19 protein-coding genes are annotated in these 21,558 nt (G+C 55.4%); 10 read left to right on the top strand and 9 right to left on the bottom strand.

Features of this window, described 5'->3' with window-relative positions; all coding sequences use genetic code 11:
- Position 1: 1 nt before the first annotated feature.
- The 6 genes from F3J37_RS15635 to F3J37_RS15610 form a co-directional block, all read right to left on the bottom strand.
- Complete coding sequence (locus F3J37_RS15635) at positions 2–1,315, bottom strand: LLM class flavin-dependent oxidoreductase (protein ID WP_166934279.1); 1,314 nt, start codon at positions 1,313–1,315, stop codon at positions 2–4.
- Positions 1,316–1,396: 81 nt separating this feature from the next.
- The gene (locus F3J37_RS15630) at positions 1,397–2,533 is read right to left on the bottom strand and encodes an amidohydrolase (protein WP_166934277.1); all 1,137 of its coding nucleotides are present in this window, start codon (positions 2,531–2,533) and stop codon (positions 1,397–1,399) included.
- A gap of 13 nt (positions 2,534–2,546) precedes the next feature.
- Complete coding sequence (locus tag F3J37_RS15625; RefSeq protein WP_166934275.1) at positions 2,547–3,542, bottom strand: MsnO8 family LLM class oxidoreductase; 996 nt, start codon at positions 3,540–3,542, stop codon at positions 2,547–2,549.
- A 316-nt stretch (positions 3,543–3,858) separates the two neighbouring features.
- Positions 3,859–4,602: a carboxymuconolactone decarboxylase family protein gene (locus tag F3J37_RS15620; RefSeq protein WP_166934273.1), complete on the bottom strand. Its 744-nt coding sequence runs from the start codon at positions 4,600–4,602 to the stop codon at positions 3,859–3,861.
- Positions 4,603–4,612: 10 nt separating this feature from the next.
- Positions 4,613–5,023, bottom strand: coding sequence for a (R)-mandelonitrile lyase (locus F3J37_RS15615; RefSeq protein WP_240154108.1), 411 nt, complete (start codon positions 5,021–5,023; stop codon positions 4,613–4,615).
- A gap of 228 nt (positions 5,024–5,251) precedes the next feature.
- Positions 5,252–6,145 carry a LysR family transcriptional regulator gene (locus tag F3J37_RS15610; RefSeq protein WP_166934270.1) on the bottom strand — a complete coding sequence of 298 codons (894 nt, stop codon included), beginning with the start codon at positions 6,143–6,145 and terminating at the stop codon, positions 5,252–5,254.
- A gap of 603 nt (positions 6,146–6,748) precedes the next feature.
- On the opposite strand from F3J37_RS15610, the gene F3J37_RS15605 reads away from it, so the two are divergent.
- The 8 genes from F3J37_RS15605 to F3J37_RS15570 are packed head-to-tail and all read left to right on the top strand — an operon-like array spanning position 6,749 to position 15,152.
- The gene (locus tag F3J37_RS15605) at positions 6,749–8,371 is read left to right on the top strand and encodes a TIGR04028 family ABC transporter substrate-binding protein (RefSeq protein ID WP_166934269.1); all 1,623 of its coding nucleotides are present in this window, start codon (positions 6,749–6,751) and stop codon (positions 8,369–8,371) included.
- Between the two features lie 12 nt (positions 8,372–8,383).
- A complete protein-coding gene (locus F3J37_RS15600) occupies positions 8,384–9,328 on the top strand; it encodes an ABC transporter permease (protein WP_205298969.1) in 945 nt (314 codons plus the stop codon).
- A complete protein-coding gene (locus F3J37_RS15595; RefSeq protein WP_166934266.1) occupies positions 9,325–10,182 on the top strand; it encodes an ABC transporter permease in 858 nt (285 codons plus the stop codon). Before F3J37_RS15600 ends, F3J37_RS15595 begins: the two co-directional genes overlap by 4 nt.
- Entirely contained in the window at positions 10,179–11,789 is a 1,611-nt protein-coding gene (locus F3J37_RS15590; protein ID WP_166934265.1) for a dipeptide ABC transporter ATP-binding protein, read from the top strand. The genes F3J37_RS15595 and F3J37_RS15590 overlap by 4 nt, the downstream gene beginning before the upstream one ends.
- The gene (locus F3J37_RS15585) at positions 11,786–12,790 is read left to right on the top strand and encodes a putative FMN-dependent luciferase-like monooxygenase (RefSeq protein WP_166934264.1); all 1,005 of its coding nucleotides are present in this window, start codon (positions 11,786–11,788) and stop codon (positions 12,788–12,790) included. The genes F3J37_RS15590 and F3J37_RS15585 overlap by 4 nt, the downstream gene beginning before the upstream one ends.
- Positions 12,791–12,802: 12 nt before the next feature.
- Positions 12,803–13,906 carry an alkylhydroperoxidase domain protein gene (locus F3J37_RS15580; protein ID WP_166934262.1) on the top strand — a complete coding sequence of 368 codons (1,104 nt, stop codon included), beginning with the start codon at positions 12,803–12,805 and terminating at the stop codon, positions 13,904–13,906.
- A gap of 2 nt (positions 13,907–13,908) precedes the next feature.
- Positions 13,909–14,280: a peptidase dimerization domain-containing protein gene (locus F3J37_RS15575; RefSeq protein WP_370662131.1), complete on the top strand. Its 372-nt coding sequence runs from the start codon at positions 13,909–13,911 to the stop codon at positions 14,278–14,280.
- A 23-nt stretch (positions 14,281–14,303) separates the two neighbouring features.
- A complete protein-coding gene (locus F3J37_RS15570) occupies positions 14,304–15,152 on the top strand; it encodes a VOC family protein (protein ID WP_166934260.1) in 849 nt (282 codons plus the stop codon).
- 43 nt (positions 15,153–15,195) lie between these two features.
- Here F3J37_RS15570 and fetB read toward each other — a convergent pair whose 3' ends face one another.
- The 3 genes from fetB to F3J37_RS15555 are packed head-to-tail and all read right to left on the bottom strand — an operon-like array spanning position 15,196 to position 17,549.
- Positions 15,196–15,963, bottom strand: coding sequence for an iron efflux ABC transporter permease subunit FetB (gene fetB, locus F3J37_RS15565; protein WP_166934258.1), 768 nt, complete (start codon positions 15,961–15,963; stop codon positions 15,196–15,198).
- Positions 15,950–16,618: an iron efflux ABC transporter ATP-binding subunit FetA gene (fetA, locus tag F3J37_RS15560; RefSeq protein ID WP_166934257.1), complete on the bottom strand. Its 669-nt coding sequence runs from the start codon at positions 16,616–16,618 to the stop codon at positions 15,950–15,952. Before fetA ends, fetB begins: the two co-directional genes overlap by 14 nt.
- A gap of 19 nt (positions 16,619–16,637) precedes the next feature.
- Positions 16,638–17,549: a MurR/RpiR family transcriptional regulator gene (locus F3J37_RS15555; RefSeq protein ID WP_166934256.1), complete on the bottom strand. Its 912-nt coding sequence runs from the start codon at positions 17,547–17,549 to the stop codon at positions 16,638–16,640.
- Positions 17,550–18,061: 512 nt separating this feature from the next.
- Here F3J37_RS15555 and F3J37_RS15550 point away from each other — a divergent pair.
- The gene (locus F3J37_RS15550; protein WP_205298960.1) at positions 18,062–20,185 is read left to right on the top strand and encodes a TonB-dependent siderophore receptor; all 2,124 of its coding nucleotides are present in this window, start codon (positions 18,062–18,064) and stop codon (positions 20,183–20,185) included.
- 47 nt (positions 20,186–20,232) lie between these two features.
- Complete coding sequence (locus F3J37_RS15545; protein ID WP_166934254.1) at positions 20,233–21,324, top strand: ABC transporter substrate-binding protein; 1,092 nt, start codon at positions 20,233–20,235, stop codon at positions 21,322–21,324.
- Positions 21,325–21,558: the final 234 nt, after the last annotated feature.

Raw genomic sequence — 21,558 nt, 5'->3', positions numbered from 1 at the left:
TTTATTGTTGTGTGAACTGATTAACCGGGTCTTTCAGACCGAAGCTGGCACGCAGCGTGGTGCCGGGATATTCGCTGCGGGTCAGGCCGCGCGCTTGCAAGAGGGGGATGACGCGATCGACAAAGCGTTCGAAGGTATCCGGCGTGCCGCCCTGAATAATGAAGCCATCGGTGGCCTCGGTTTCAAACCACAGCTGTAAGCCATCCGCCACCTCTTCTGGCGTGCCAAAGAACAGCGGACGCGGCGTGGCTGCTTCCAGTGCGGCCTGACGCAGTGAGTGACCGTGCGCTTGCGCCTTACGTTTGATTTCATCGGTGGTGCTGCGGAAGCTGTTTTGGCCGATATCGCCAATATCCGGGAAGGGTTCATCAAGCGGGTATTGCGAGAAGTCGTGGTGATCGAAGAAGCGGCCGAGGTAGTTCAATGCATCTTTGATGGAAACCAGTGCGGCGGTAGTTTGGTACTGACGCTCAACGTCTTCGGCATCGTCACCGACAATGACGCCAACGCCCTGGAAGATATGCAGATCCTGCGGTTCACGTCCGTTCGCCACCAGCTGCTTTTTCACATCTTTATAGAAAGCCTGCGCCTCTTCGCGCGTCGGCTGGTGGGTGAAAATGGCATCGGCGTGGCGCGCTGCCAGCTTCTTCCCATCCTCTGACGCACCGGCCTGAAACACGATCGGACGTCCCTGCGGCGTGCGTTCGATGTTCAGTGGACCCTGTACCTGGAAGAAGTCACCGTGGTGATTGAGGGTATGAAGTTTGGCGGCATCGAAGAACTGACCGCTCTCTTTGTTCCGCACAAAAGCATCGCTTTCCCACGAATCCCACAGCCCTTTCACCACCTGCAAATACTCATCGGCGATGCGATAGCGCAGCGCGTGCTCCGGGTGCTGCTGGCGCGAAAAGTTCTTCGCCGATCCTTCCAAAGGCGAGGTCACCACGTTCCAGCCTGCACGCCCGCCGCTAAGGTGATCGAGGCTGGCAAACTGACGCGCGACGGTGAAAGGTTCGCTGTAAGAGGTGGAGACCGTGCCGACCAATCCTAAATGCTCAGTCACCCCCGCCAGCGCCGACAGCAGCGTCAGCGGTTCGAAGCGATTGAGAAAATGGGGAATGGATTTTTCATTGATAAACAAACCGTCGGCGACAAACAGAAAATCCAGCTTGCCGGCTTCCGCTTTGCGCGCAATATGCTTCGCATAGTCAAAATTGATGCTGGCATTAGCCTGCGCCGCCGGATGACGCCAGGCGGACATATTGCCGGATGCGCCATGCAGAATAGTGCCAAGTCGCAGTTGTCTTGCAGTCATAGTGTTCTCTCTTTTCCATGGCATAGCCTGACGGCGACGGTTTCGTCGCCATACAAAGCGGAGGATATTGGGTTAAATGGGCTAACTCAGAATTGCGTCACGACATCGTGCATTGAGATGCTGCAAGGCCTGCTGCGCCAGTTGGGTGAAATAGTGCGCGGCAGGCGCGATCAGTGCTTCATCGGGGTTGAAACCGCCGTGATGCAGACCAAATTCACTGGCGCTGCCAATGCTGACAAACGCGCCAGGGATCTGTTGTAAGTAATACGCAAAATCTTCGCCGCCGAGGTGCAGCTCTGCGGTTTGCACCCGATACCCCACCTGCTGAGCAATTTCACTGGCAAACTGCGCCCAGCGTGCATCGTTTTCTAGCACCGGCGGGCCCGGATGCCAGCTGAAGGTCGCGGCCGCACCGTTTGCCGCCGCAATGTGCTCGACAATCTGACGCGCGCCCTGTTCCAGTTGCGCCCGCACCTGCTTGTCATGGGTGCGCACCGTGCCGCCAAACTCGGCTTCTCTCGGTAAAGTGTTGCCAGATTGACCGGCATCGATGCGCGTCACGCTCAACACCAGGCTATCCAGGGTGTTAAAACTGCGGCTGGTGAGTGATTGCAGTGCCTGAATGATCTGGCTGGACACGAGAATGGCATCCACTCCCTGTTCAGGGCTGGCGACGCGCACCACAAACTTATCGGCATTGGCATAAAACGCCCCGCCGCGCGTGGCGAAGGCACCCGTCGGTAAGCCTGGTTCGTTGTGCATACCAAAGATCGCCTGCACATCTTGCAACACGCCAGCATGGATAAACTTGCGCGCACCGGTGGCATTTTCTTCGGCTGGCTGGAACAGAATACGGATGCGCCCCGGCAGTTGATCTCCCAGCGCATGGAGTTGCAGCGCCGCGCCCAACATCACCGCGCTGTGCACATCATGGCCGCAGGCGTGCATCACCCCTGCATTACGCGAGCGGTAGGCGAGACCAGTGGCTTCATGAATCGGCAGGGCATCAATATCAGCTCGCAACGCGATCAGCGTTTCACCCTGACCCACTTCAACCACCAGACCGGTTTCCAGCGGATAATCGAGCAACCGCAAGCCAGCGTCCTGTAGCCAGCGGCGCAAACGCGCTGTGGTTTCCACTTCATGTCCAGAGAGCTCAGGCCAGCTGTGCAGCTCGCGTCGCCAGTCAATCAGTTGCTGTTCGCTTGTGTGAGTCATGGTTATCTCCGGATTACGCCGCAACCAGTCGATGCGTTGCCAGCAGTTCGAGAGACTTCACTCGCGCCTGCTCCTCAGCAATCGGGGTATCAATCACGAACTCCTCAATGCCAAAATTCTGGTGCAAGGCGTCCAGTTTGGCGTGCACCTGAGCAGCCGTGCCTTTTAGCAACGATGGGGTGCGCGGCTCAATGACATAATCGGTATAACCGCCCTGTCGCACGTAACGTTCAGCTTGCTCAACGCTGCCCACGTTGACGCTTGGGCCGTCTTTCACACTGACGTGATAGACGCGCAGATTATCCACCAGCAAATCAGCTTCAGCCGGCGAATCGGCGACCACCACCTGCACGGCCACCAGCGCCTGCTTGCCGTTGCTGTAATGGCGATAGCTGTTAAGCACCTGTTCCATTAACAGCGGATCGCCGTTGTGATGTGCCGCAAACACCAGTTGCCAGCCCAGTTCTGCTGCCAGCCTGGCACTTTGTTCGCTGGCACCCAGCAGGAATCGGTTAGCCGGACGTGGCGGCTGCGGTGTGGCGCGCAGGATCTCTTCATCGCCCACCGGCGGAACATCCAGCCAGCTATCCAGCAGTGAAAGCTGTTCAGCAAAGCTGCCCTTTTCGTCCTGATGGATGCCCTGCTGTAAAGCGCGGGTGGAGAGCGGTAAACCGCCGGGCGCTTTACCCACACCGAGATCGATACGGCCTGGCGCGAGTGAAGCTAACAGGTTGAAGTTTTCGGCAACTTTGTAAGGACTGTAGTGTTGCAACATCACGCCACCAGAGCCGACGCGAATATGCTGCGTCTGCCCAATGATCCAGGCGATCAGCAGTTCAGGAGAGGGGCTCGCCAGACGGTCAGTGTTGTGATGCTCTGCCAGCCAGAAGCGATGATAGCCCCAGGCCTCAGCCTGCTGCGCCAGCTGTAATGTGCGATGCAGGGCATGCGACGCGCTCTCTCCATCGGCAATCGGCGATTTATCTAACAAGCTCAGTCGATATGACATACGCCAAATCCTTTTCCTCAATGATGATGGCGAGCAGTGTGTGATGGCGGCGGGTAATGGGTAAAACATATTATTGTCGTATGCATTTTTAATTAATGCATATCAGAGGGGGACGGAATATTGATGGGTGAATAAATCATGTAAAACAGAGGGTTGTGCATCAATCAGCGTTGCGATTAACGATTGATTATGCGTAATAAACTAATCGGGAAAGGTTTGCACGATTGGATATAAGTCTGACGGAATACACTCTTCGTTCTTATATTGAACAGCAAAACGCACCGGAATAAATACCGGTGCGTTTATAAGGGATTTATTATTTTATCTGTGCCAACACCACTTCAATTCGCTGAGCGACCGCTTCTTCTCCCTGCGCGTTAAACACCGCCTGCAGTTCGGCAAGTTGTGATTTGTCGAAGCCGACATTCATGCTGATGCGCAGATGTGATTGCAATTGCGACTCGACACCGCTCATTCCGGCTAATGCGCCCACAGTGGCTAATTCACGACTTTTCCAGTCGAGGTTATCGCGCGCGAAAATGTCGCCAAACAAATGCGCTTTGAGGAACTGGTCAATCGCCGGGGCGAATTCAAACAATGGCCCTTTCACCGGATTGCCGACCAGCGCCGTCTGATTGCGCGTACCGGCGGCTAGCATATTTTCTGGCGTTGGAACAGGCCCGGCCTCGTTGCCTGGCTGGTCATTTTTGCCCTGTAAGCGGCGGGCATCAATCACTTTCATCAATTCTCCCAGCGCGTTGAGGCTGCGAGGGAAACCGGCATAGGCATAAAGTTGGACCAGCACCTCACGGCACTGGCTGAGGGTCAGGCCCGCATCCAATCCCTGATTCAGCGCGTCATTCAGTTTGGCAATATTGCCTGTCGCGGCATGGGCCGCAATCACCGCGATACTCTTTTGTTGCAGGGTCAATGGATGAGTCTGTTTTTGCCGTAGCGCGACATATTTTTTCTGTTCTGGCTCGGAGGTTTCATCAGCCAGACTCACTGAAGAGGCGAGCGCAGCGCACATCATTAACGAGGCATTGATGCTTTTCGTCATCTTTTACTCCTTACAAAGAGGCCGAGGAACCGTACTGCTCATCGCTCACTTTCTCCAACCACTCCACCACCTGGCCGTTTTCAGCTTCAGCGATGGCAATGTGCGACATGCTGTTTTCTGGTGCGGCACCATGCCAATGTTTTACGCCTGCCGGGATCCACACAACATCGCCAGGACGGATATCACGTGCTTCACCGCCCCACTCCTGCACACGCCCCAGACCTGCTGTCACAATCAGCGTTTGCCCGAGCGGATGGGTATGCCATGCCGTGCGCGCGGAGGGTTCAAAGGTCACCGTTGCGCCGCCGATACGTGCAGGTTCGCTTCCCTGAAACGGCGCATCAATACGCACCGTACCGGTGAAATATTCTGAGTTGCCTTTAACCGAAGGTTTTTCACCACTTTGCCAAACAGTGATCATCGATGTGTTCTCCTTTGCAGAAACAACTGAGACAGATAACGCCAGTATGAGGGCAACAGCCATTCTCATTATGGGAGCTCCGCGCTTCAGGTTTGGGTGGTGACCGCTCTGGAATGGGCGGCCACATTGATAGCAGCTAAGAGTGTAGGATCACGCGGATTGATTGATAAGGTAGTCAAATCAGGATGGGTTTATGAGCAAAATTCACCAATAGGTATAACTCGTCAGTCAACCCTGATAGCGCAGTGCTTCAATCAATTTAGAGAAGGCTGCGGTGTGCTGTTTACGGCTGGGATAATATAAATAGTAACCACTAAAAGGTTCGCACCAGTCTATCAGCACACACTGCAACAGACCTTCATCAATATATTTCCGCACAGAATCTTCCGGCGCATACAAAATCCCCATGCCGCTAAGTGCCGCTTCAATACGCGAACTGAGGTTATTGAAAATAAGCTGGCCTTCCACTTTGACGCGAATCTCTTTTTTATCTTTGGTGAACTCCCAGTTATACAATCCACCCAGTGTCGGCAAGCGCATATTGATACAGTTGTGATGCTGCAATTCATACGGCGTTTCAGGAATACCGTGATGTTTAAAATAATCGGGGGTCGCAACCACCAGCATTCTCCAGTCAGGACCGATACGCACCGCCACCATATCCTTTTCCACCTGCTCGCCTAATCTCACCCCGGCATCAAAACGCCCGCTCACAATATCGGTCAGGGTGTTATCGACGGAGAGTTCAATGTTCACGTCAGGGTATTGCTGAAGATAGGGTTTAATTAATGGCCACAGGGTAGAGTGCAGCGCATGTTCACCGGCGGTAATCCGGATATTGCCCGAGGTACGCGTCTGATGTTCGGTCAATGCCACCAGCGCTTTTTCAATATCTGATATCAAGGGCGCGATATTCTGGATAAGCTGTTCACCGGCTTCGGTCGGTGCCACGCTGCGGGTGGTGCGTGTCAACAGCCGCGTTTTAAGGCGCTCTTCCAGGCCGCGCATCGCATGGCTCAGCGCGGATTGAGAGACACCCAATTTGGCAGCGGCACGGGTAAAACTGCGTTCCCGGGCGACCATCACCAGATAAACCAGATCGCTGAAATTTTCTCTTAGCATCGCCTACTCACATCTCTTTCCGGGTTCAATAACACGCTCAAAAACACGAAGAATTCGGGCTGCTGTAGCACGAACATATCGTTTCCCTGCCCTCAACTCTTACTCAATGTGTAAGTAAACACCCGGCCATTCCTGGTTTGCACGGTAAGTGTCTTGCCTGCGGTGGTATCCAGCGTACGGGCTTCGCTGTATTTCCACATCATAAGGCGTTGCCCTTCCGGATAAGGGGATTCAGAATCAGGCGGCCCAAACATATTTATCAACTCGGCTCTGGTGGTTTTACCGGTCTGTATTTTCTGAATGTTCGCGGTATCGAAATTATGCCCGACGGAACTTGAGCACGCTGACAGCATAAACATTAAACCCGGGATCCAATATGCTCTCATTAAACTCCCCTCATGCTGTAAGCCATAATTATAAAACCTCTACATTATAGAGAGTTAACGCCACTTTTAATCGGCGAAGAATCTTAATTATTTCCCACAAGTCCATTCATTTTATTTTTTTCGCAAAAGCTTAGTGCAATTCCTTGGTTCTCCTCGCGGGTGCGGCATTTGATGATGAAATCCGCCCGCCGGGCTATTGAATCATAAGGAATTCACCATGAGTAAGCATTTTCACTTGCAGGCATTAAGCTTAGCCCTGCTGACAGGGATATTTAACGCACACGCGGCGGACACTCCGGTCAAGGGAGGTACGCTGGTGTATCTTGAACAGCAACCGCATACCAACCTCTACCCGCCTGCCGGTGGTTTCTACCCCAACGGCGGTATCCTCAACCAGATCACCGATAAGCTGACGTGGCAGAATCCAAAGACGCTGCAGGTTGAACCCTGGGTAGCGGAAAGCTGGAGCAGCAACGCCGATAAAACTGAATACACTTTTAAAATTCGTCCGGGCGTCACCTTCTCCGATGCCACCCCTTTGGATGCCAACGCGGTGGCCAAAAACTTTGATACCTACGGCCTTGGCAATAAAGCCCTTCGCTTACCGGTTTCAGAAGTGATTAATAACTACGACCACAGTGAAGTCATCGATCCGCTGACGGTGAAATTCTATTTCAAGAAACCCTCTCCGGGATTTTTACAGGGCACCGCGACCATCGGATCTGGCTTAGTTTCTCTGAGCACCCTGCAACGAAGCTTCGATCAACTGGGTGACGCACGCCATATTATTGGCTCCGGTCCGTTTGTGGTCAGTGATGAAAAACTCGGGCGTGAAGTCGATCTCACCGCGCGTAAAGATTATCAGTGGGGGCCGAAAAATATCGCCCAGCAAGGCCCGGCCAATCTCGATGGCATCAAAATTATCGTCACGCCGGAAGACAGCGTGCGCATCGGCGCATTGTTGGCGGGCCAGGCAGAATTTATCCGCCAGGTGCAAGCCTATGACGAAAAACAGGCGCAGCAGCAAAACTTCCCGATTTATGCCGCACCCACACGCGGTGTAAACGACAGCATCAGCTTCCGTCCTGACAATGCGCTGGTCAGTGATCTGAAGGTGCGCCGGGCGCTGTTGCACGCTACCAACGCGCAGCAAGTGGTGCAGACACTGTTCTCGCCTAACTATCCGCAGGCCACGTCGGTTATTGCCCATTCTGCAGCCGGTTACGTCAACCTCGCCGACAAGCTGAAGTACGATCCCGCCCTGGCAAAACAGCTGCTTGATGAAGCAGGCTGGAAGGTCGGTAGCGATGGGATTCGTGAGAAAGAAGGTAAAAAGCTCGCCCTCGCCATCTACGAATCCCTGCCACAGCCGCAGAACAAAGAAGTGTTGCAACTGGTGGCACAGCAGTGGCGTCAGGTGGGCGTCGCCTTAGCGGTGAAAGCGGGCGATGCGGGCAGCGCCACGCTGGATAATCTCGATCCGCTGAAAACGCCGCTCAACGTCACGGAAGTCGGCCGTGCCGATCCGGATGTGATCAAAAGCAGTTTCTACCCCACCAACCGTAACGCGCTGCTGCAAAAAGGCGGCTCCAGCGACAAGGTGCAAAACTTCCGCGACGACAAGCTGAATGCACTGCTGGTGGATATCTCGGCGGAAGTGGATCCGGCTAAACGTCTGGCTCTGACCGGCGATGTCCAACGCTATCTGCTCGATCAGGCTTACGTGATCCCGATCTTCGAAGAGCCGCAAGTGTTCGCGGGTGCTCCCTGGTTCAAAGGCGTGAGCTTTGAAGCCGTAGGTCGTCCTTCGTTCTACGGCGCGTGGCTGGATAAACACTAAGGCAGGCTGATGATGCAACGTTCTCTGCTGCGAAGAGTGGGTCAAAGCGTGCTGGTATTATGGGCCGCGTTTACCCTGTCGTTCTTGCTGCTGCAGGTGCTGCCGGGCGATGCGGTGCTGATTAAATTCCAGAACCCGGATCTGGGCTTGAGCACGGATCAGATCGCTGAGATGCGGCTGGCTTATGGCGCGGATAACCCACTGTGGCAGCAATATTTCCATACGCTGCTGGCGATGCTGCACGGTGATTTTGGCTATTCTGTACAGGCTGGCGTGTCAGTGAGCGATTTGTTGATCAGCAACCTGCCCGCCACCCTGCAGCTGGCGGTGCTGGGTTTTGCGCTGGCCACGCTGCTGGCCTTTGCGCTGGCGGCACTGTCTCGCTTGCCCGCACTGCGTCTGCTGCGTTCGTTGCTGCAATCCGTTCCTGCGCTATTTATCTCGCTGCCCACCTTCTGGCTCGGCATCGCGTTAATACAGCTGTTCTCGTTTCAGTTGCGCTGGATACCGGTGATCAACCCGTCGCCGTTGCAGGGTTTAATCCTGCCGGTGATCACCGTGGCGATCCCGATCTCCGCGCCGCTGGCACAAATCCTGCTGCGCAGTATTGACCAGATTTCAACGCAGCCTTATGTGGCGGTGGCACGAGCCAAAGGCGCCAGCGCCAATCGCGTGCTGTGGCGACACGTGATGCGCAATGCGCTGCTGCCGGTGCTCAACGTGGCCGGTCTGCTGCTGGGCGAGTTGATCGCCGGCGCGCTGATCACCGAAACCGTATTTGGTCTCAGCGGTATCGGCCAACTGACGCAGCAGGCGGTCAATAACCAGGATGTCGCGGTGTTACAGGCGGTGGTGATGACCTCTGCGCTGGCCTTTGTCCTGATCAATCTGCTGGTCGATGTGCTGATGCCACTGTTCGATCCCCGTTTGCAACCTATTGCCGGAGGAAGCCGATGAGTCTCGTCGATTACGCTACCGCTCGCCAACGCGACGCCACCCCACGTACCCAACGCAGCTGGCAGATTCAGCCCGGACTCTGGCTGGCCTGGGCGGTGATGCTGCTGGCCCTATTAGCGGCATTCGCGCCAGGGTTATTGACCCATTACAGCCCAACCCAAGGGGTGCCCGGCGCGCAACGTTTAGCGCCGCAGGCCGCGTATTGGCTCGGGACCGATCAGCTCGGCCGCGATCTGTTTACCCGTATTGTTTACGGTGCTTCACAGTCACTGTCCGCCGCCTTTGCCGCCGTGGCGATGGGTCTGATTGGCGGCACCACGCTGGGTGTATTGGCGGGCGCGGTAGGCGGGCGTACGGAAAACACCCTGATGCGCCTGGTTGATGTGCTGCTGTCGATTCCCTCATTGCTGCTGTCACTCAGCGTACTGATTCTGCTGGGATTTGGCACAGTGCATGCCGCGCTGGCCGTGGGGATTGCCTCCATCGCCAGTTTTGCCCGGCTGGCGCGTGGTGAAGTGGTGCGTGTGCGGCGCAGCGAATATGTCGAAGCGGCCTACGGCAGTGGCGGCAGCTTTTGGCTGGTGCTGTGGCGCCACATTTTACCCAACTCGCTGACGGCGGTAATTGCCTTTGCCGCACTGCAGTTTGGTCAGGCGATTCTGGCGCTCTCCACCCTCAGTTTCCTGGGTTATGGCACACCGCCACCTACGCCAGAATGGGGATTACTGATTGCTGAAGGGCGTAACTACCTGGCCACCGCCTGGTGGCTCACCACTTTCCCCGGCATCGTGGTGGTGGCCGTGGTGCTGGCGGCGAATCGCATTAGCCAACAGATCGCCGGAGGTGGCGCATGAGTGCATTACTCGCAATTGAAAATCTTTCCCTCAGCTATCAACAGCGCGGGCAGTGGCGTGAAGTGGTGCACAACGTGAGCTTCACCTTGCAGGCAGGCGAAATGGTGGCATTAGTCGGCGAATCCGGCTCCGGTAAAACCACCACCGCACAGGCGATCATTGGCCTGCTGGCCGAAAATGGTCGCCGCGACAGCGGCAAGATCGTATTAAACGGCACTGACATTGCCGACTGGTCAGCCAAACGTATGGACGGCCTGCGCGGCGTCAGTATCAGTCTGGTGCCGCAGGATCCCGGCAACTCACTCAACCCGGTGAAAACCATCGGCGATCAGGTGGGTGAGATGCTGCAACTGCATCAGAAAATCAGCAAGTCTGAGCGCCAGCAGCGGGTGCTGGAATTGCTGGAAAAAGTCGGGTTGAGCCATCCGCAACAGCGACTGACGCAGTATCCGCATCAGCTTTCTGGCGGCATGAAGCAGCGGGTATTGATTGCGATCGCCCTCGCCTTGCAACCGCAAATTATCATCGCGGATGAGCCCACCAGTGCGCTGGATGTCACGGTGCAGAAACGCATTCTGGATCTGCTGGATGTGCTGCGCCGTGAGTCGGGCACCGCGGTGTTGTTTGTCACGCACGATCTGGCGCTGGCGGCTGAACGCGCCGACCGGTTGCTGGTATTCCGTCACGGCGAGATTCAGGAACAAGGGCCAGCCGCTCAGGTGTTTAATGCGCCACAAAATCCCTACACGCGCCAGCTGCTGCAGGATGCTTCACCGGACCACACGGCGCTGGCGATTTCACCTGGAGCAAAGTTTTCGACACCCGCGATCCAGCTTTCAGCCATCAACAAGCAGTTCTCACTCGGTAAACAGCAGCAGTTACAGGTCGCCAGACAGGTCAGCCTGACAGTGCCACGCGGCACCACGCACGCACTGGTCGGTGAATCCGGCTCCGGTAAAACCACGCTGGCGCGCATTCTGCTGGGATTTGAACAGGCTGACAGCGGACGCGTGGTGATTGACGGCATTGATGCCAGTGCGCTGCGCGGTGAAGCGCTGCGCCAACTCCGACGCAAAATCCAGTTCGTGTATCAGAATCCGTTTGCATCACTGGATCCGCGCCAGACGCTGTTTGCCATTATCGAAGAACCGCTGCGTAATTTCGAAAAACTCAGTGCCGATGTTCGTCGCCAGCGGGTTGAAGCTGTGGCTGAGCGAGTGGCACTGCCGCTGGAATTGCTAACCCGTAAACCGCGTGAACTCTCCGGGGGCCAACGTCAGCGCGTGGCGATTGCGCGCGCACTGATCCTGCAGCCGGCGATACTGGTGCTGGATGAAGCCACCTCGGCACTGGATGTCACCGTACAGGCGCAAATCCTGCAGTTGTTGCAACAGCTGCAACAGGAACTGGGATTAACCTATCTGTTTATCACCCACGATCTCGCTACGGTGCGACGCATTGCGCATAGCGTGACCGTACTGAGGGCGGGGGAAGTGGTTGAACAAGGTGACACCGTCACATTATTTAACGCACCTCAGCATACTTATACCCGTGCACTGATTGACGCCATCCCCGCTATCCGTCCGCTGATTAAGGAGTCTGCATGACGCGTAAACGCATTGGCTTTTTCACTCGCCTGCTGGATGAGGTATCGGCGCAAGAGCGCTATCGCCTCGCCACCGAACAGATCCAGCACGCTGAACGTTTAGGATTCGACAGCGCCTGGATCGCTCAGCATCATTTCCATGAGAAGGAAGGCGGTCTGCCTGCGCCACTGGTCTTCCTCGCCCACGTGGCCGCGTACACCCGCACGATCCGTCTTGGCACTGGCATTATTACGCTGGCGATGGAAAACGCGCTGCGCGTGGCAGAGGATGCCGCCGTATTAGACCTGCTCAGTCATGAGCGGCTGGAAGTCGGATTGGGATCGGGCGGCACAAAAACCTCTTTCCTGCCCTTTGGCTTGACCATCGATCAACGCGCCAGCGTGTTTGCCGACCAGCTGCACACGCTGCTTAGCGCCTGGCGAGGCGATACCCTCGCGCACCCGGATAATCATCTCTACCCGCCCGCGCCAACGCTGGCACAGCGCGTGTGGATCGCCACATTCTCGGTTGAAGGTGCCGCGCGAGCAGGTGCCGCTGGCCATGGCTTGATGTTGTCACGCACGCAACCCCGTCCGCCAGACCAGCCAGATTTGCCGCTGGAGGCGATACAAAATCCGATGATCGATGCCTATCTGGCCGCGCTGCCGGCCGGTATTTCACCGCGCATCCTCGCCTCGCGCACCGCGTTTGTTGCCGATTCAAATGACTATGCGCGTCGTCTCGCAGAGCCAGGATTGCGGCGCCAGGCTGAGCAGTTTCAGGCTGCTGGCCACGTCATCACCGGACATACGCTGGAAAGCCATGCGCGTCAGCTTGATGCGCACTTTGGCGATGCACCTTCCGTCCTGGCGTCATTGCGCGCCGACTCAACCCTGCAACGTGTCACCGATATCACCTTCCAGGTGCACTCAATCGATCCGCCACACGCCGACATTCTGCGTTCGATTGAATTAATCGCTGATCACATCGCCCCTGAGCTACGTGCTCTGGAACAGGCTTAACAGGAGAAAATGATGTCTCAACCCGTTGATTTACTGGCCGCCTTAGCGGATATCGATCCTGCCTCGGAACTCGCGTTAGCACGCAACGAGCGCCATGCTGCCACTCAGCACACGCAAGGCAGCTATGAGGTGCTGTTTGGTGAAGATGATGCAGACCTTCCGCTACAATGGCGGTTTGCCTTCGCCGCACAGGTCGCCGACTGGCACGGCGCCACCCGCTTACAGGCGCATTATCAGCAACAGGTGAACAACAAGGCACATGACGCGCGTTTTGCGGCCGGTCACGCCTTTGCCGAACTGCTCAGCCTGCACCCGGTGGATGCAGCGCCCAAACACATTCAAAACCTGCAAAGCGCTGGCTGGACGCCGCGTGGCATCGTCACCCTCGCACAGTTAATCGCCTTTGTGAGCTTTCAAAGTCGTCTACTGACCGGCTTACGCCTGCTCAACGGCGAGCAGAGTGATACGCAGGCGCACGCCGTGGCTGGCAAGTGGCACGATGCACCGTTGACGTTGAGCGGCCAAACCGCCCTCACCGCCTTTACCCAGCAAGAGTTAGGCTGGGAACCCTGGCTGGCAGCCAAACCGCTCAACGAATTTACCGCCGATGAACAGGCTACGTTGAAGAAAAACGGCCACAGCAACTCCGATTACTTCCGCCTGCTGGCACGCCATCTGCCGCTGCTGGAACAGCGCACGCTGACCGACAAAGGCATCTTTTACACCGCTGGCGGATTGCCGCGTGCCGAGCGTGAACTGGCGGCCACCGTGGTCAGTAAAGTGAATGGCTGCATCTTCTGCGCCTCTGTCCATGCGCGCAAAGCCAGCCAGTTATCAAAAGACGATGCGGCAGTACAAAAGCTGCTGAATGTGGCACCGGGCGCAGAGTTGGCACACGGCCAGTCACCACGCTGGGCCGCGATGATTGACCTGGCTGCGACACTTTCCATTACCCCCGCTGCCGCCAGCCTGCAACAGGTGCAGACATTACGCGATCAGGGCTTCACCACGCTGGAACTGCTTGATGTGATCCAGTCCGCTGCTTTCTTTGCCTGGGCAAACCGTTTGATGTTGACGCTGGGCGAGCCTTTTTTACCTGAACACTCACAAGGATGACCATGACCGGGCAAACCCACTCCACCCAACATTTTCACATCACCCTGACCGGTAAAGGTGCGCATGCCGCACGGCCACATGAAGGCATTGATGTGATTGTGATCGGCAGCCATATCATTTCTGCGCTTTATGCACTCCCCAGTCGTCATCGACAATGGACGCTTGGCGTTACGCGTTTAACGGCGGGTAATAGCTGGAATGTGCTGCCTCAGACGGCGGAGATCGAGGGCATCGTGCGCAGTCAGGATCAGCACACCGATACGCAAATCACCATCCTGATTGCCGGCATTGCCGCCGGTTTTGGCGCGGAAACGCACGTCCACTGGCAGCCACTGTCAGCATCCGAACCGGACGCGCCAGCATGGGCGCGGTGACCATAAGAGCAAGGAGGAAAGCGATGGCGATTTCCGTACCGATTCCCCGTCTGGATCACGTGGTGATCAACGTGGCCGATCAGTTAGATGAGGCCAGTGCGCTTTTTCGTCGGTTGGGGTTTCAGCTCACCGACCGCGGCCACCATTCGCTCGGATCCAGTAATCATCTGGCCGTGTTTGGTGATAACTATCTTGAGCTGCTCGGCTTCGAGCCGGGGCGTGCCAGTTTACGTCAGGATGTGTGGCAGTCACCCATTGGCCTGAGCGGGTTGGTGTGGAAGACCGAGGATGCCGATGCAGTATGGCGTTATCTTGAGAGCCAGGACATTGATGGCGTTCTGCCTGCCAGCTTCTTCCGTCCGGTGCAGTTGCCGGATGGCAATGAGGATCAGGCACGTTTCCGCACCGTGCAATTACGACCGGCGCTGGTGCCGAATGGGCGCAGTTTCTTCTGCCAGCACGAGACCCCACACGCGGTATGGCAGGATGCATGGCGTCAGCATCCCAATGGCGTGACTGATATTGTCGAGTTTGTGGTGGTGGCGCAGGATCCTGCGGCGGCAGCACAACCTTACAGTCGGCTGTTTGGGGCGAATGCGCTCACCGCCTGCCAGCAAGGTGCCTTCGTATTAAAAGCCGGCGTGGCGACGGTGCGCTTCGCGGCTGCCGGCTATGTCACACAACGTTTCGCTGGATTACCACCCGATTACAACGGCAGTGCACGCATGGCGGCGTTAAGCTTACGCAGTGTGGATCTGCGCAAGGTAAAAGCCAGTTTGCTGCTGGGCGATATCCCGTTCCACGAAGAGGAATCCGCGCTGATCGTCAGCGCTGAGCATGCTTTTGGCGTGGCGCTGCGGTTTCAGCAGTAATCTCTAAATTCAACGGCGGCCCAGAGGGCCGCGCCCTACCCAATTAAATCCCGATCTTCAGCTGTGCACGCGCAGTATAGAAACGGCGATACGACAAATACGCGGCAATGATGGTCGAGAGGCTGGCGGTACCGATCAGCATAAAGGTCACCATAATCTGGTATTTAATCGCTTTCACCGGATCGATTCCGGCAAAAATCAATCCTGACATCATGCCGGGAAGACTCACCAGCCCCACGGTTTTTGCGGCATCGACTGTCGGGATCATTGCCGCGCGGATGCTGTCACGAATCAACCGACCCGAGGCGAGCTTCACCGAAGCGCCCAGACTCAGCATCTCCAGAATCTTCTGCCGATTATCGCTAAACCTCTGATTGAGATTGGTGAAACACAGACCCACTGCCACCATCGCGTTGCCCGCAATCATGCCGGAAATCGGGATCACCTGCATCGGGATAAACTCAATGGCGCCACTCAATAACAAGATTGTAAGGGTGAGCGAAGTGCCGGTGGTGATCGCCACGAAGGAGATCGCTAGCGCGTGGTCGATGTTGCGGCTGCGTTTGCGCGCGTTCAGTGCCGCATTCACGCAGATAAAAAGCACCATCAGGATAGTCAGCCAGCGGTTGTTGAGGTCAAAGATCGACTTCAACACGTAACCCACAATCACTAACTGTACAATGGCCCGGCACACGCTCCAGATGATGTCTTTGCTCATGCCGAGCTTCTCTTTCTGGCTGATGATCAGTGCGATTACCACCAGCATCAGCGACAACAGCAATGAGCTGTCGGTAATATTATGCTGACTCATGCGACTCTCCTCTTTCCGGCGCCGTCAGTCGCAGCACTTTCTCTGCATGCTGGATCTCATCGGGATCGTGACTGATCCACACCACCGCCAACTGTTGCTCCTGCACCCGCTGCTGAATCAGCTGCTGGACAAGTGTCTTGTTCTCTTCGTCCAGTGCGCTCGTCACCTCATCTAACAGCAACACTTTGGGCAAGAATTGCAGATTGCGCAGTAAACCCACGCGCTGTTTCTCACCTCCTGACAGCTGTTCAACCGGTTTATCCAGCATCTCAGCATCCAGATGCACGCTCTCCAGAGACGCCATCAGCGCCTCGCGTGGCGGCTTCTGTTGCCGGATTTGCCACGGCAGCGCCAGATTGTCATACACTGTCTCGCCAAACAGCTGCGGCGTTTGAAAACAGTACGATACCTGCTGGCGATACAGCTCGGCTTTTATCGTGGCGATATCACGGTTCTTAAAGCGGATCTGTCCAGCGGTGGGGGCCAGTAGCGAGGCCAGAATCTTCAACAGCGTGCTTTTTCCACTGCCTGAGGGCCCGGTCAGCAGCAAAAAATCACCGGCGTTAAGTTGCAGTGAAACAGGTGCCAGTAAGGTTCGCCCTTGCATAGCATAAGTAACCCTCTGCACTTCAAGCAGAGAAGAATCGCTGGTCATGTTCGCTTCCAAAATAGGTTCAGGACTTGTTGGTTTTGCGCGCGCCGGGGCGCGTCAAGGCATTACTGATCTCATACAGTTTGCTCATGCTTTCCATGGTGGCAACCGGCGTGGTGGCCGCCAACCCCAGCACTAAAATTTCCAGACAGATCATTGGCGTAGTGTGTACCGGCATTTTATCCGCGTCACGACTGCGGGGGATCTCAATGGTGACATCAGAGCGTTGGGCAAAGATGCTGTCTGGCGCGCCAGTGAGCACAATGATTTTCAATCCCAGCCGCTGAGCCTCGGCCAGCGTTACCAGCCCTTCCGGATGCGCGCTACTTTGTACCAGCATGATCAACACATCGGCATGGCGCATCTCGGCAATTTGTTCGCTGAGGGCAATGCCGGTGCGATTCAGGACATATGAGGATGTGCCATTACGTTTGAACAGACGGGCTGTGTAGTCGGCCAGTATTGCAGACGCACCAATGCCGAAAATAGCCACGCGATCCGCCTGCTGCAAAAGGTCGATCGCCTGCTGAATCGCCTGGCGATTGGCGCTGGAGGCAAGCATATCGCAGCTAATACGATAACTATCCAGCACAAAATCAACACTGCCTTTGGCATCCTGTGACAAGGCATTCACCGTGGAAGCCACGCGTGCCGGCGAGCGCTGTGTGACGCCCAGGAACTCCGCCATCACAATCTTCAAGTCGCGGAAACCGGAGAATCCTAACGCCTGAATGGCGCGGATCACTGTGGCATCCGAGGTTTGGGTATCGATGGCAATGCCCAGCGCGGTTTTATCCAGTACCACACTCCGGTGCTGATGGATGTAATTCGCCACTTTAAACAGGCGCGGCGTGAGCTGATGTTTAGCGGTGTGAAAACGCTCACCGTAGAGATCGTAGGGCCGCTTGCTGGTTTTAGGCACGGAATCAGTCACGGTTAAAACACCTTGTTAATAAGTAAGTTACGCTGCCAGACGCGACCTTCGCAACGTCACGCAGCGCGAGAGTAATCCAGAACAGGTCACGAAGCAAAGCGTGAATGCGCCTTTACCCCTTCACAAAAGAGGCAGCAGTAAACGTATTATTCCGATGAAAATTAAGAATACCTTAATTTAATTAAAATAAATGAATACCTCCAATCTATTAACGCCACTGGAGAGTGAGAGGCGAGCGTCGATAAAATGTAGTCAAATTAAATCATGATTAATGAAACTACATTCACTACTACATTTTTAGAATAATACTAAATAAAACAGTGCATTTAAAAACTACATATCAACGGCAGTTGCATGAAGCAGGTGTTTTATGCCGCAGAATCCAATAAAAAAATAATCAATAAAATACGTCAATGAGATGAAAAATCGGCATTATTTTGTTGTAAATGGAAATCAATCTCATTACCATCCGCTCTTCTGAATATTTCCCTTTTTGATGCGGATTTAACTTAATGAAGTATCTTTGCTTATTTTCATCAGCGGTAAAATATACGCTCTCTGGCTCTCAGGTATTACTGGCTTCCACCCTGCTGTACAGTTATTCAGCCAGCGGCGCGGATCAAACCTTGACCGTGACAGCCGCTTCGGAAACCACCTCCAGCAGCTACAACCAGGACGATGCGGCGGCGACACTGCGCACCTCAACGCCACGCAACGAAACACCGCAGTCAATCAGCGTGGTGACGCCACAAGTGATGAAGGATTATCAGGTCACCAGCCTGAATGATGCGGTGAAATTCGTCAGTGGCGTCACCCAGGGCAATACCCTGGGCGGTACTGAAGATGGTTTTGTTAAGCGTGGTTTCGGCTCCAACACCGACGGTTCAATCTTCATCGACGGCGTACGCAGTAACCAGGGTCTGACCATGGATGCCAGCATCGATCATGTTGAGGTGCTGAAAGGATCCTCATCGCTGCTGTACGGCATTCTGAATCCCGGCGGCATTATCAATCTGGTGAGTAAAAAGCCGCAATACGAGTGGAACACCCACATCAGCGGTGAATCCAGCAGTTACGGCGGTGGCACTGGCATGGTCGATATCACCGGTCCACTCGGTAACGGCTTTGCTTTCCGCATGGTGGCTGAACGTCAGCGCGAGGATTACTGGCGTAATTTTGGCGTTAACGAACATACCCTGCTGGCGCCGTCATTAAGCTGGTACGGCGATCGCGCGTCCTTCAACATCAGCTACGTCGAGTATAAATACGATGTGCCCTACGACCGTGGTACGGCGTTTATTGGCGGGAAACCCGTCGATATTCCTTACAACCGTCGTCTCGACGACAATGCGAACCATGCCTGGGGCAAAAACAAGCGCCTGAACGTCTCATACGGTTACAACCTCAATGATGTCTGGGATACGCATCTCAACTACGGCTGGATGCAGCGCCGTTATGACAGTAACGAAGTGCGCGCCACCGCCATCAACACCACGACCGGTATCGTTTCGCGCCGTGCTGATGCTAACCGCGGCTTCAACCATCAGACGGAATATGTCTCCTGGGATATCAGCGGTTCTCCCACTATCGCGGGCATGCAGCACGACTTGTTGGTGGGTGTCGATTATGAGCAGAACGAAACCTATAAAGCGCGATCTTATCGCGGCACTGTTTCACGCACCTTCAATATGTACGACCCGGTGTACGGCGAAGAGCCGATCGTCAGCGACAGCACCTATAACGATGCACTGAGCAATCTGCGCACCAATCTTTATAGCCGCTCGGTGTTTGCCAAAGACAGCATTCATCTGACGGATAAATGGATTGCAGTGTTGGGTGGCCGTTTCCAGCGCTATACCCAAACCTCCAGCAACGGCTTTATCGATCCAGAAACCACACTCAACGATCGCGGCAACGCTTTCCTGCCGCAGTTGGGGGTGGTGTACAAAGTATTGCCGGATGTCTCACTGTACGGCAGCTACAGCAAATCGTTTACGCCATCAACCCAAACCGACGATGACGGCAACGTGGCGTCCACCGAGAAAGGCACCACCTGGGAAGTCGGTTCTAAATGGCAGGTTGCGCCCAATCTGGCGGCCACACTGGCGCTGTACCGCATTGATGAAGAGGACATGTCGATTTTCATTAACGGCGTGACGCGCAACATTCCCAAAGCACGCTCGACCGGTGCGGAGCTGGAGGTCAACGGCGAGTTTGCGCCTGACTGGAACCTGATCGCCAACTACAGCTACGACAAAACTGAGATTGTTTCCGACAACGTGAATCCTGACAACGTCGGCAACCGTCTGGTGAACGCCCCGACCAATATGGGCAGCCTGTATCTCAGCCACACCCTGCGTTTCTCCTGGCTGCCGGGTGAACTGCGCCTGGGCGGCGGCGGACGCTATGTCGGTACTCGTGCTGGCGATCCGGAAAACAGCTTCGTGATGCCCGCCTATACCGTGGCCGATGCCTTTATCGCCTGGGACAGCCAGTTGATCGGTAAACACACCCAGCTGAAGCTCAACGTGAAAAACCTGTTCAACCGCGAATACTATGAATCCAGTGCCGGGAATCTGCGCGTGATTGAAGGGGAACCGCGCGTTATGTACTTACAGGCCGCTGTCGACTTCTAATCTGCTGCGCTCCGCCTTTCAGGGCGGAGCCTACTGTGAGCAATGCGATGAAAAGAGTGCTACTGACTTTGCTGCTGTTATTGCCACTGGCGGCGCAGAGCAAAACCCTGACGGATAGCCTGCAACGCCAGGTGAAGGTTCCGGATAATCCACAGCGGATTGTGATTGGCGAAAGCCGGATGATCTATACCCTCGCCCTGGTGGAAGACGGCAACCCGGCGAAACGGGTGGTGGGCTGGCCTGCAGATCTGCGCAATCTGGATAAACAGACCTGGGATCGTTACGTCAAAGCCTTCCCGGAGATTGGCAAGATTACCCAGATTGGCAACTCTAACTTTTCGCAGCTGAATGTAGAGAAGATTATCGCGCTGCAGCCGGATTTGGTGATCCTGCCGGTGTATGCGCGTACTCCGCCCAATAACTCGCAGTTTATGCTGCAGCTACAGGCCGCGAATATCCCAGTGTTGTTTCTCGATTTCCGCGTTGATCCGCTGACGAATACCGTTGCCAGTCTGCGTACGCTCGGTGCAGCACTCAATGATGAAGCCAAAAGCGAACGCTTTATCGCGTTCTATCAGCAGCACATGCAGCGTATTCGCGATCGCTTAGCCAACTGGCACGGTACGCGGCCGAAAGTGATGCTGCAATTACATCTGGGTAAGAAAGCCGAATGCTGTACCACGGTGGCGCATGGCAATCTGGCGGATTTGATCGCCTTCGCCGGGGGCGAAAATATTGCCGCCGGTCGCTTCCCCGCCGTGTTTGGTCAGCTCAACCCGGAAGCGGTGATTGCCGCTAATCCCGATATCTATATCGCCACCGGATCTTCGGGCCCGGAAGAGACCAGCGCGCTACAACTCGGGCCACTGGTGAATGCGGAACAAGCCAAAACCACCTTCCTGCGTGCGTTAGCCCAGGACAGCACGGTCTCGGCCCTGCCCGCCGTGCAACAGCAGCGCGCCGCCGCCTTCTGGCAAAACTTCTACATGAGCCCATGGCATCTGCTGGCCGCCGAATTTTTTGCCAAAACGTTCCATCCACAGCTGTTCCACGATATGTCACCCAATGACACGCTGTGGGAGATGAACCAGCAATTTCTGCCCATCCCGGAAACAGGCACTTACTGGACGCACAATTGATTTTTCGCGGTAACTGGCGCACAGGGTTTAGCCCTAAGGTTGAGTTAATCTTGATTCGCGAAAATAGCCTCATGACCACGAGGATATTTTTATGAAATCGATGTTTGTTCATCCCGCCAGCGAGTATCTGGCGATTGCAGTGAGCCTGTTCGCCGTCGTGAGTTTTCTGACTATCTGGTTCACCCGCTAAAACGCCACACTGTGGCGTTTTTCTTTTTGTAACCCACTGAAGTA

Source organism: Candidatus Pantoea communis (assembly GCF_011752685.1).
Taxonomy (GTDB): Bacteria; Pseudomonadota; Gammaproteobacteria; order Enterobacterales; family Enterobacteriaceae; genus Pantoea; species Pantoea communis.
This window is presented reverse-complemented; position numbering and strand designations above follow the sequence as displayed.

Excerpts from the sequence above, each read along its gene's own strand:
- F3J37_RS15635 (WP_166934279.1), bottom strand. The coding sequence starts at position 1,315 with ATGACTGCAAGACAACTGCGACTTGGCACTATTCTGCATGGCGCATCC.
- F3J37_RS15545 (WP_166934254.1), top strand. The coding sequence starts at position 20,233 with ATGAAAAGAGTGCTACTGACTTTGCTGCTGTTATTGCCACTGGCGGCG.
- F3J37_RS15580 (WP_166934262.1), top strand. The coding sequence starts at position 12,803 with ATGTCTCAACCCGTTGATTTACTGGCCGCCTTAGCGGATATCGATCCT.
- F3J37_RS15575 (WP_370662131.1), top strand. The coding sequence starts at position 13,909 with ATGACCGGGCAAACCCACTCCACCCAACATTTTCACATCACCCTGACC.
- F3J37_RS15630 (WP_166934277.1), bottom strand. The coding sequence starts at position 2,533 with ATGACTCACACAAGCGAACAGCAACTGATTGACTGGCGACGCGAGCTG.
- F3J37_RS15570 (WP_166934260.1), top strand. The coding sequence starts at position 14,304 with ATGGCGATTTCCGTACCGATTCCCCGTCTGGATCACGTGGTGATCAAC.
- F3J37_RS15625 (WP_166934275.1), bottom strand. The coding sequence starts at position 3,542 with ATGTCATATCGACTGAGCTTGTTAGATAAATCGCCGATTGCCGATGGA.
- F3J37_RS15610 (WP_166934270.1), bottom strand. The coding sequence starts at position 6,145 with ATGCTAAGAGAAAATTTCAGCGATCTGGTTTATCTGGTGATGGTCGCC.
- F3J37_RS15620 (WP_166934273.1), bottom strand. The coding sequence starts at position 4,602 with ATGACGAAAAGCATCAATGCCTCGTTAATGATGTGCGCTGCGCTCGCC.
- F3J37_RS15595 (WP_166934266.1), top strand. The coding sequence starts at position 9,325 with ATGAGTCTCGTCGATTACGCTACCGCTCGCCAACGCGACGCCACCCCA.
- F3J37_RS15590 (WP_166934265.1), top strand. The coding sequence starts at position 10,179 with ATGAGTGCATTACTCGCAATTGAAAATCTTTCCCTCAGCTATCAACAG.
- F3J37_RS15605 (WP_166934269.1), top strand. The coding sequence starts at position 6,749 with ATGAGTAAGCATTTTCACTTGCAGGCATTAAGCTTAGCCCTGCTGACA.
- fetA (WP_166934257.1), bottom strand. The coding sequence starts at position 16,618 with ATGACCAGCGATTCTTCTCTGCTTGAAGTGCAGAGGGTTACTTATGCT.
- F3J37_RS15600 (WP_205298969.1), top strand. The coding sequence starts at position 8,384 with ATGCAACGTTCTCTGCTGCGAAGAGTGGGTCAAAGCGTGCTGGTATTA.
- fetB (WP_166934258.1), bottom strand. The coding sequence starts at position 15,963 with ATGAGTCAGCATAATATTACCGACAGCTCATTGCTGTTGTCGCTGATG.
- F3J37_RS15615 (WP_240154108.1), bottom strand. The coding sequence starts at position 5,023 with ATGATCACTGTTTGGCAAAGTGGTGAAAAACCTTCGGTTAAAGGCAAC.
- F3J37_RS15585 (WP_166934264.1), top strand. The coding sequence starts at position 11,786 with ATGACGCGTAAACGCATTGGCTTTTTCACTCGCCTGCTGGATGAGGTA.
- F3J37_RS15550 (WP_205298960.1), top strand. The coding sequence starts at position 18,062 with ATGAAGTATCTTTGCTTATTTTCATCAGCGGTAAAATATACGCTCTCT.